This window comes from Streptomyces sp. SolWspMP-5a-2, assembly GCF_900091845.1.
GTDB classification, from domain to species: Bacteria; Actinomycetota; Actinomycetes; order Streptomycetales; family Streptomycetaceae; genus Streptomyces; species Streptomyces doudnae.
The window spans coordinates 39,170-51,204 of record NZ_FMCI01000035.1 but is presented as its reverse complement, the minus strand read 5'-3'; the positions used below and the strand labels follow the sequence as shown (position 1 = coordinate 51,204).

Below are 12,035 nucleotides of genomic sequence, written 5' to 3'. Positions count from 1 at the left end.
GAACTAGCAACAGAGGAAAAACCATGGGGAACGAAGAGAAGCTCCGCGATTACCTCAAGATCGCCACATCCGAGCTGCAGCGGACTCGCCGACGCCTGAGCAAATTGGAATCGGAACAGCGTGAGCCCATCGCGGTGGTGGGGATAGGTTGCCGATTCCCGGGTGGTGTGCGGTCGCCCGAGGAATTGTGGGACCTGGTCTCCGGGAACACGGACGCGATCTCCGGATTCCCCGAGGACCGCGGCTGGAACACCCAGAATCTGTACGACCCGGACCCGGACGCCCCGCACAAGTCCTACTCCCGCCACGGCGGTTTCCTCACCGACGCCGACGGGTTCGACGCCGAGTTCTTCGGTATCAGCCCGCGCGAGGCACTGACCATCGACCCGCAGCAGCGCCTGCTGCTGGAATGCGCCTGGGAAGCGACCGAACGCTCCGGCATCGACCCCACCTCCCTGCGGGGCAGCCGCACCGGCGTCTTCGCGGGCGTCATGTACAACGACTACGCCGCCCGCTTCCCCGAGAAGCCAGCGGAGCTGGAGGGCTACCTCGGCCTGGGCAGCGCGGCCAGCATCGCCTCCGGGCGGGTCTCCTACACCCTCGGCCTCGAAGGCCCGGCCGTCAGCGTCGACACCGCCTGCTCCTCCTCCCTCGTCGCCCTCCACCTCGCCGTGCAGGCCCTGCGCAACAACGAATGCGAACTCGCCCTCGCCGGCGGCGCCACCCTCATGGCCACACCCAACACCTTCATCGAGTTCAGCCGACAACGCGGCCTCTCCCCCGACGGCCGCTGCAAGGCTTTTGCCGCCGCAGCCGATGGTGCGGGCTGGGCGGAGGGCGTCGGTCTGGTCATGCTGGAGCGACTGTCGGACGCGCGACGCAACGGCCACACCGTGCTGGCAGTGATCCGCGGCAGCGCGGTCAACCAGGACGGCACCAGCAGCCAACTCAGCGCCCCCAACGGCCCGTCGCAGGAGCGGGTCATTCGCCAGGCGCTCGCCAACGCCGGGCTCACCGCCGATCAGGTGGACGCCGTCGAGGCCCACGGCACCGGAACCCGTCTCGGTGACCCCATCGAGGCGCAGGCCCTGCTGGCGACCTACGGTCAGGGCCGCCCGGCCGAACTGCCGCTCCATCTCGGGTCCATCAAGTCCAACATCGGACACACCCAGGCCGCCGCGGGCGTCGCCGGGGTCATCAAGATGATCCTCGCCATGCGCCACGGGGTCCTGCCGCAGTCCCTGCACATCGACGAGCCGACCCCGCACGTCGACTGGGCGAGCGGCGCCGTCAGTCTCCTCACCGAGGAGACCCCGTGGCCCACCACCGACCACCCGCGCCGATCCGCCGTCTCGTCCTTCGGCATCAGCGGCACCAACGCCCACCTCATCCTCGAAGAGCCCACCGCCGCAGACGCACCCGTCGACGCCGACGCGGGAGCAGAAGCGCCGACGGACGCCGCCCCCGAGCCCGTCGACGAGGTGACGGACGGGCCGGGTGTCTGGCTGGTGTCCGGCAAGACGGCGGCTGCGCTGGGCGATCAGGCGGGACGGCTGCATGCCTTCGCCACCGCGCACCCGGACGTGGACACCGACGACATCGCACACGCCCTCGCCACCACCCGCACCACCTTCGACCACCGTGCGGCCGTCATCGCCCACGACCGCACCGAACTCCTCGACGGACTCTCCGCGTTGCGGGAAGGGCGCCCGTCGCCCCACCTCGTGACCGGCCCCGCCGATCACCGCTCCCGCACCACGGGCAAGACGGCGTTCGTGTTCCCCGGCCAGGGCTCGCAGTGGCCGGGCATGGGACGCGAACTCCTGAACACCAGCACCGTGTTCCGCGACAGCATGCAGGCCTGCGCCGACGCCCTCGCACCCCACTGCGACTGGTCACTCCTCGACGTCATCCGCGAACACCCCGACGCCCCCTCCCTCGACCGCATCGACGTCGTACAGCCCGTCCTGTTCGCGACGATGGTGTCCCTCGCCGCACTCTGGAAGTCCCACGGCATCCAGCCGCAGGCGGTCATCGGTCACTCCCAGGGCGAGATAGCCGCCGCGCACGTCGCCGGAATCCTCACCCTCGACGACGCCGCACGCATCGTCGCCCTCCGCTCCCAAGCCCTCCGCCAGATCGCCGGACAGGGCGGCATGGTCTCCCTGTCTCTTCCTGCCGATCAGGCCGAAGCGCTCATCGCGCCCTGGAACGGCCGCATCGGGATCGCCGCCCACAACGGACCCGCCACCACCATCGTCTCCGGCGACGCCAACGCCCTCACCGAACTCGTCACCACCAGCACTGCCCAGAACATCAACGCCCGCACCATCCCCGTCGACTACGCCTCCCACTCCCCCCACGTCGAAGTCATCCACGACCACCTCCACCACGACCTACGCGACGTCACCCCCCAGCCGGGCCACACCCCCTTCTACTCCACCGTCACCGGCGCACTCATCGAGGACACCGCCACCCTCGACACCGACTACTGGTACCGGAACCTGCGCCAGACCGTCCGCTTCAGCGACACCGCCCACACCCTCATCGCCGACGGACACGTACATCTCATCGAGATCAGCACCCACCCCGTCCTCACCACCAGCATCCAGGACATCCTCGACACCACCGACCACCACGACACCCCCACCCTCACCACCGGCACCCTCCGCCGCCACAAGGGCGACTGGGCACAATTCCTCACCTCCGCCGCCCACCTCCACACCCACGGCACCACCAACGTCAACTGGACCCACCACACCGCGCCGACGACCAACAAGCCCGTCGACCTGCCCACCTACGCGTTCCAGCACCAGCGCTACTGGCTCCACCACACCCCCACCAACGCAGGCGACGCCAGCGCCTTCGGACTCGACGCCACCGAGCACCCGTTCCTCACCGCCAGCCTCGAACTCCCCGACGACAGCCGCGTCTTCACCGGAACGCTGTCCCTCCAGACCCACCCCTGGCTCGCCGACCACGCCATCACCGACACACCGCTCCTCCCCGGAACCGCGTTCGTCGACCTGGCGTTGCACACCGGCCACCACACCGGACACCCTCACATCGAGGAACTCACGCTCCACGCGCCCTTGTTGCTGAGCGGGCGCCCTCTTGACCTCCAGGCGACCCTGGCCCCGGCGGACGAGGGACGACGCGCCCTCACCGTCCGCTCCCGCCCTCAGTCCGCTGCCCCGGACGACACGACCCCGTGGACCGTCCATGCCACGGCCGTCCTCACCACCGTCGCCCCGGCCCGTGAGACGCCCGACCTGACCGTCTGGCCACCGGCCGACGCCACGGCCGTCGACGTGGACGACGCCTACACGCTCCTCGCCGAACACGGCTACATCTACGGCCCCGCCTTTCAAGGACTCACCGCCGCCTGGCGCGACGACCAGCACACCTACGCGGAGATTGCCCTCCCTGAGGACCCCGACGCTGCCGCAGGCGAGGACGAGGGTTTCGTCCTTCATCCGGCGCTCCTCGACGCCGCGCTGCACACCGTCGCCCTCCAGGCGCTGGACCCCGCCGACGGCGAGGTGTCCGTGCCGTTCTCCTGGACCGGGGTCGAGCTGTACTCGACCGGCGCCCGCCACCTGCGCGTCAGGCTCACCCCGACCGGCGACGACACCGTCCGCATCGACCTCGCCGACACCCTCGGCGCCCCGGTCGCCGTCATCGACGCCCTCACCACCCGCCCGCTGCCGGTCGAGCAGCTCGCCGCTACGAGCCAGGCCGTGCGGGACAGCCTGTTCCACATCGAGTGGACCGCCCTGCCCTCGTCCGCGCTGTCCTCGCGGGAGACCGGCTCCGGAACGACCGCCAACCTCGCCTGGCTGGACACCGAGCATTTCGCCGCTCCGCGGACCGACGAGACGGCGGAAGAAACCGGCGCGTCCATCGCCCGGTTCAGCGGCGTCCCCGCGCTCGCCGAGTCCGTCGACGGCGCCGACCCGGGCACCGCCTTGCTGTCCTGCGTCTTCCAACCGCTCACCACCACGGCGGAGTTGCACCAGGCGACGCACCACCTGCTCGCTCTGCTCCAGGAGTGGCTGGCCGACGAACGGCTCACCTCCACCCGCCTGGTCGTCTGCACCCGCGGCGCCGTCGCCACCACCCCCGACGAGGACGTCCGCGACCTCACCGCATCCCCGCTCTGGGGCCTGGTCCGCGCGGCGCAGAGCGAGAACCCCGACCGCTTCACCCTCGTCGACCTGGACACGGACGCGGTGGACCCGGCCACCCTGCACACCGCGCTGGCCACCGGTGAACCTCAACTGGCCATTCGGGGCGGGGTCGTTCACGCCCCGCGCCTGACACGGACGGCCACCGCCACCGATGTCACGCCCACGCCTCTCGACCCGGACGGTACGGTCCTCATCACCGGCGGCACGGGCACCCTCGGCAGCCTCCTCGCCCGCCACCTGGTCGACCAGGGCCACACCCACCTGCACCTCACCAGCCGACGCGGACTCCAAGCCGAAGGCGCCCACCAACTCCTCCAGGAACTCACCGACCTCGGCGCGAACGTCACCATCACCCCCTGTGACACCGCCGACGCCGACCAACTCGCCGCACTCCTCGCGTCGATCCCGGACGAGCACCCCCTGACGGCCGTCGTGCACACCGCCGGCGTCGTCCAGGACGCGATCCTTGCGAACCTGTCGCCCGAGCACCTGGACACCGTGCTGCGTCCGAAGGCCTACGCCGCCTGGAACCTGCACCAGCAGACCCAGCACCTCGACCTGAGCGCCTTCGTCCTCTACTCCTCGGCCGCGGGCACGCTCGGCAACCCCGGCCAGGCCAACTACGCAGCCGCCAACACCTTCCTCGACGCCCTCGCCCACCACCGCAACGCACACGGCCTGCCCGCCACCTCCCTCTCCTGGGGACTCTGGCAGCAGACCAGCAGCATGACCGGACACCTCGACACCGCCGACCACGCGCGCCTCAGCCGTACCGGCGTCGCCCCGCTCGCCACGGACGACGCCCTCGCGCTCTTCGACCGCGCCCTCACCACCGGGCGCCCCCACCTGCTCGCCGCCCGCCTCAACCTCGCAGCGCTCCGCAACAGCCCTGGTCTCTCGCCCCTCTACCGCACCCTTCTGCCCGTGACCACGCCCAGGCTCCGCGCTGCGGCCAACGGCGGCGAAGGCGCGCAGGGCGGTCTGGCTCAGCGGCTGTCCGCGATGAACGAGCGCGAGCGCGACCAGGTGCTGATCGACCTCGTCCGCGAGCAACTCGCCGCGATCCTGGGCCACTCCAGCCCCACCGAGATCGAGGCGGACCGCCCGTTCAAGGAACTGGGCATCGACTCGCTGACCGCCGTCGAGCTGCGCAACAAGCTCGGCGCCAGCACCGGGATCCGGCTTCCGGCGACGCTGGTCTTCGATCACCCGACGCCCGCCGCTCTCGCCCGCCATCTGCGTGATCAGTTGGTGAGCCCGCAGGGTGTGCAGGCAACCACCGACTCCGTGCGGCCGACGTCCGAGGAGCCGATCGCCGTCGTGGCGATGAGCTGCCGTTTCCCGGCGGGCGTACGGTCACCGCAGGAACTGTGGCACCTGCTCGCGGACGATGTCGACGCGATCGGGGCCTTCCCCGCCGACCGCGGGTGGGACCTGGACGGCCTCTACGACGAGGCCGAGGGACAACCGCACAAGGTCTACACGCGGCACGGCGGCTTCCTCGACGACGCGGACTCCTTCGACGCCGAGTTCTTCTCCATGAGTCCCCGCGAGGCACTCGCCACGGACCCCCAGCAGCGGCTGCTGCTGGAGTGCGCGTGGGAGGCGATCGAGAGCGCAGGGGTCGATCCGACCGCCCTGCGCGGCACCCGGACCGGTGTCTTCGCCGGTGTCATGTACAACGACTACGGGACACGCTTCGCACAGGCCCCGGACGGTCTCGAAGGGTTCATGAGCAACGGCAGCGCCGGGAGCGTGGCGTCCGGTCGAGTCGCCTACGCCCTCGGGCTCGAGGGCCCGGCCGTGACCGTGGACACCGCGTGCTCCTCCTCCCTGGTCTCCATGCACCTCGCCAGCCAGGCCCTGCGGTACGGCGACTGCGATCTCGCCCTCGCGGGCGGTGTCACGCTGATGGCCACCCCGAACACCTTCATCGAGTTCAGCCAGCAGCGTGGCCTCTCAGCGGACGGCCGCTGCAAGCCGTTCGCCGCGAACGCCGACGGGACCGGGTTCTCCGAGGGCGTCGGACTCGTCGTCCTGGAGCGTCTTTCCGACGCGCAGCGCAACGGGCACACCGTCCTCGCCCTGGTACGCGGCAGCGCGGTCAACCAGGACGGGGCGAGCAACGGACTCACCGCCCCCAACGGCCCGTCCCAGGAACGGGTGATCCGGCAGGCCCTCGCCAACGCGGGTCTGACCGTTGACCAGGTGGACGCCGTCGAGGCGCACGGCACCGGCACGAAACTCGGCGACCCCATCGAGGCGCAGGCGCTGTTGGCCACCTACGGCCAGGACCGCCCCGCCGAACAGCCGCTGCACCTGGGCTCCATCAAGTCCAACATCGGACACACCCAGGCCGCCGCAGGTGTCGCGGGCGTCATCAAGATGATCCTCGCCATGCGCCACGGCGTCCTGCCGCAGTCGCTCCACATCAACGAGGCGACACCGCACGTCGACTGGACCACCGGCAACGTCAACCTGCTCACCGAGCAGACGCCGTGGCCCACCACCGACCACCCCCGCCGGGCCGCCGTCTCCTCCTTCGGCATCAGCGGCACCAACGCCCACCTCATCCTCGAACAGGGCGACGCCGCAACGGAGTCCGAGCCCGCCGTATCGGAGGAGTCGCCCTTCGACGGGCCGCGGGTCTGGCTGGTGTCGGGCAAGTCGGCAGAGGCGCTGACCGAACAGGCCGCGCAGTTGCACGCGTTCGCCGGCACCCACCCCGAGGTGGACGAGCGGGACATCGCGCACGCCCTGGCCACCACCCGTACGGCCTTCGACAACCGCGCCGCCGTCATCGCCCACGACCGCGCCGAACTCCTCGACGCCCTCGGCGCCTTGCAGGAGGGACGACCCTCACCTCACCTCGTACGCACCGGTCAGCAGACGCGAGCAGCCGGACGGACAGCGTTCCTCTTCACCGGGCAGGGATCACAGCGGGCCGGAATGGGACGCGAACTCCACGCCGCCTCAGCCGTGTTCGCGGCAGCGTTCGACGAAGCCTGCGACGCCTTCGCACCCCACCTGCCGCAGCCGCTGCGCGAGGTCATGTGGGCCGACGCCGACAGCGAGACCGGCACACTCCTCCACCAGACTCAGTACACCCAGCCTGCGCTGTTCGTCCTACACGTCGCCCTACACCGCCTCGCACTCGACGCCGGGCTGGTCCCCGACTACCTCACCGGGCACTCCATCGGCGAACTCACCGCCGCCCATCTCGCCGGAGTCCTGTCCCTGCCCGACGCCGCAGCGCTCATCGCCACACGGGCCCGCCTCATGCAGGACGCCCCAGCGGGCGGAGCAATGATCGCCCTCGAAGCCAGCGAAGACGACATCCGTCCCCTGCTCAGCGAGCACGAAGGCCGCCTGTCGATCGCGGCCGTCAACTCACCCACCTCGCTCGTGATCGCCGGTGACCACGACGCAGCCACAGCCGTAGCCGCCACCTGGGCCGCACAGGGCCACAAGACCAAGACCCTGCGCGTCAGCCACGCCTTCCACTCACCCCACATGGACGGGGTTCTCGACCCGCTGCGCGAACTCGCCGCCACCCTCACCTTCCAGACGCCCCACACCCCGGTCGTCTCCAACCTCACCGGACAGCTCGCCACCAACGAGCGCCTGACGGATCCGAGCTACTGGAGCGACCACGTCCGCTCCACCGTCCGCTTCGCCGACACCCTCACCACCCTCGCGCAGCACCACACCACCACCTACCTCGAACTCGGACCCGACACCACCCTCACCAGCCTCACCACCGACACCCTCGACCAGGACACCGTCTTCGCGGTCGCAGCCCTGCACCCCCGGCGGCCCGAAGCAGTCACCTGGCTCCACGCCCTCGCCCAACTCCACGCTCACGGCGCCACCATCGACTGGAGCGCTCTCACCATCCCGGCGACCAGCCGCCACGTCGATCTGCCCACCTACGCGTTCCAGCACCAGCGCTACTGGCTGACGCACGCTCCCACCAACGCGGGCGACGCCTCCGTGTTCGGACTGGACGTCACCGAGCACCCGTTCCTCACCGCCAGCCTCGAACTCCCGGACGACAGCCGCGTCTTCACCGGGACGCTCTCCCTCCAGAACCACCCCTGGCTCGCCGACCACACCATCACCGGCACCCCGCTCCTCCCGGGCACCGCGTTCGTGGACCTGGCCCTGCACACCGGACACCACACCGGCCACCCCCACCTGGAGGAACTCACCCTCCACGCGCCCTTGGTCCTGACCGATCGTCCGCTGGACCTCCAGGCGACCCTTTCGCCGCCCGGGGACACCGGCCGCACGCTGACCATCCGTACCCGTCCCCACTCGGCGGGCCCGGACGACGCCACCCCGTGGACCGTGCACGCCACCGGCACCCTCATCACCGGCGCCGTGGCGCACGAGGAGCCTGACCTGACCGTCTGGCCACCGGCCGACGCCACGGCCGTCGACGTGGACGACGCCTACGCGCTCCTCGCCGAGCACGGCTACGCCTACGGCCCCGCCTTCCAAGGGCTCACCGCCGCCTGGCGCGACGACCAGCACACCTACGCGGAGATCACTCTCCCCGAGACCGGCTCCGAGGCGAACGGTGCCGTCGTCCTCGATGAGGCGGGCGCCTTCGACATCCACCCCGCGCTCCTGGACGCGGCTCTGCACACCGTCGCCCTGGAAGGAGCCCTGGGCTCCGCCGACGGATCGGTCTCGGTGCCGTTCTCCTGGACCGGGGTCGAGCTGTATTCGACCGGCGCCCGCCACCTGCGCGTCAGGCTCACCCCGACCGGTGACGACACCGTTCGCATCCACCTGGCCGACGCCCTGGGTGTCCCGGTGGCCGCCGTCGACGCGCTCACGACGCGCCCCTTGCCGACCGAGCAGCTCAGCGACAGCGCGAAGACCGTCCGGGACAGCCTCTTCCAGATCGAGTGGGTGCCGTTGTCCGTCCCGGAGGAAGCGGCTGCGAGCGCTGCCTCCGCTGCGGGGTGGACCGTTCTGGCGGGTGCGGAGGACGACGCGTTCGCGACCCGACTCGTCACCGCCCTCACCGACGACACCGGGGAGAAAGCGGCCCGCTACGAGGATCTGGACGGCCTGCTCAGCGCCCTCGCCGAGGGACAACCCGCGCCCGCCATGGTCATCGCCACCTGCACAACCTCCGCCAAGGACGCCTCACCGGCCCACGCCCACGTCCGGGACGTCACCAACCGCACCCTGCGTCTTCTCCAGCACTGGCTGGACGACGAACGCCTCGCCGACACCCAGCTCGTCTTCCTCACCCAGCGCGCGAACGCGATTCACGACGGCGAGGACATCACCTCCCTCGCCCACGCCTCACTCACCGGCCTCCTGCGCACCGCGCAAGCCGAACACCCCGACCACTTCCGCCTCCTCGACATCGACCACGACCCCACCAGCCTCCACGCCATCCCCCACACCCTCACCACCACCCACGAGCCCCACCTCGCCCTGCGCAACGCCACCGCCTACACCCCCAAGCTCACCCGCACCACCGCGCAACCCACTCTCACCGCACCCGCCACGGACTGGCGGATCGAGCGGACCGGGAACGGCACCCTCGAAAGCCTCAGCCTCGTCCCCCACCCCGACGCCCACCGCCCCCTCAACCCGGGCGAAGTCCGTATCAAGGTCCACGCCGCCGGACTCAACTTCCGCGACGTCGTCATGGCCCTGGGCATGGTCCCCGACGACGGCCACCCCGCCCTCGGCGAAGGCGCCGGCACCATCACCGAAACCGCACCCGACGTCACCCACCTCCACCCCGGCGACCGCGTCATGGGCCTCTTCGGCATCGGCTCCACCGCCATCACCGACCACCGCATGATCACCACCACCCCCCACCACTGGACCCACACCCAAGCCGCAGGAACCCCCGTCGCCTTCCTCACCGCCTACTACGGACTCACCGACCTCGCCCACGCCCGCCCCGGACAAACCCTCCTCGTCCACAGCGCCGCAGGCGGCGTCGGACAAGCCACCCTCCAACTCGCCCGCCACCTCCACCTCACCACCTACGCCACCGCCCACCCCAGCAAATGGGACACCCTCCGCCACCACGGCATCCCCGACACCCACATCGCCTCCACCCGCACCCTCGAATTCGAGGACAAGTTCCGCACCACCACCCACGGCAACGGCGTCGACATCGTCCTCAACTCCCTCGCCCGCGAATACATCGACGCCAGCCTCCGCCTCATGCCCCACGGCGGACACTTCCTCGAAATGGGCAAAACCGACCTCCGCGACCCCGCCCAGATCGCCACCGACCACCCCGACGTCACCTACCAGGCCTACAGCCTTCACGAGGCCGATCCGGATCTCATCCAGCGGATGCTGGCCGAGCTGAGCCGCCTCTTCGAGGACGGCACGCTCCAGCCGCTGCCGACCGTCGCCCGGGACATACGCGAGGCTCCGGACGCCTTTCGGTTCCTCAGCCAGGCACGCCACACCGGCAAGATCGTCCTCACCGTCCCGCCGACGACACCCTTCGACCCGGACGGCACGATCCTCATCACCGGTGGCACCGGCACCCTCGGCAGCCTCCTCGCCCGCCACCTGGTCGAGCAGGGCCACACCCACCTGCACCTCACGAGCCGACGCGGCCTCCAGGCCGACGGTGCTCACCAACTGCTGCACGAACTCACCGACCTCGGTGCGGACGTCACCGTCACCGCCTGCGACATCGCCGACGCGGACCAGCTCGCCGCGCTGCTGGCGAGCGTCCCGGACGCGCATCCTCTGACGGCCGTCGTCCACACCGCCGGTGTCGTCCAGGACGCCACGCTGGGTAATCTCTCGCCCGAGCATCTGGACGCCGTGCTGCGTCCGAAGGCCGACGCCGCCTGGAACCTGCACCAGCAGACCCTGCACCTCGACCTGAGCGCCTTCGTCCTCTACTCCTCGGCCGCGGGCACCCTCGGCAACCCCGGTCAGGCCAACTACGCGGCCGCCAACACCTTCCTCGACGCCCTCGCCCACCACCGCCACACCCACGGCCTGCCCGCCACCTCCCTCTCCTGGGGACTCTGGGAACAGACCAGCAGCATGACCGGGCATCTGGACAGCAGCGATCACGCGCGCATCAGCCGCACGGGGATCAGTCCGCTCGCCACCGCCGACGCCCTCGCGCTGTTCGATCACGCGCTCGGCGCCCCGCAGGCCCATCTGGTCACGGCGCGGCTCAACCCCGCGGCCCTGCGCGGCAATCCGCTGCTCAGCCAGCTCACCCAGCACGCCGCCCGCCGCACCGCGCACACCGTCACCCGGGCCCAGACCGTCTCGCTCGTCGAGCGCCTCGCCGCTCTGCCCGCCGAGGAACAGTTCGCCGCGCTCCTCGACACCGTCCGGGTCCACCTCGCGGAGGTCCTGGGCCACACCAGCCCCGCCACTGTCCAGGACCAGCAGGCGTTCAAGGAGATGGGACTCGACTCCCTCACCGCCGTCGAACTCCGCAACAAACTCAGCACCACCACCGGAACCCGGCTCCCCACCACCCTCATCTTCGACCACCCCACCCCCACCGCCCTCGCCACCTACCTCCAGACACACATCCCCACCACCGGGCGGAAGGCGGACAAGGAACCCGCCGACTTCTTCGTCCAGCTCGGTGAGATCGACACCGATCTGCTGGTACGAACCCTCGACGCCGAGGCCCGGGTACAGGCCACCTCCCAATTGCAGCGCCTGCTGGCGAAGTTGGGCGAGACCCCCGCGGCGAACGACGTCACGCAGAAGATCAATTCGGCGTCGGACGACGAGATCTTCGACTTCATCGACAAAGAATTCGGCATGTCCTGACCGCACGTATCGGCATATCCAGCCCAGAGGAACGAATCT

1 protein-coding gene is annotated in these 12,035 nt (G+C 70.5%); it reads left to right on the top strand.

Annotated elements, in window-relative coordinates; all coding sequences use genetic code 11:
• Window positions 1–59: 59 nt before the first annotated feature.
• The gene (locus tag GA0115242_RS02415) at window positions 60–11,996 is read left to right on the top strand and encodes an SDR family NAD(P)-dependent oxidoreductase (RefSeq protein ID WP_370672249.1); all 11,937 of its coding nucleotides are present in this window, start codon (window positions 60–62) and stop codon (window positions 11,994–11,996) included.
• Window positions 11,997–12,035: the final 39 nt, after the last annotated feature.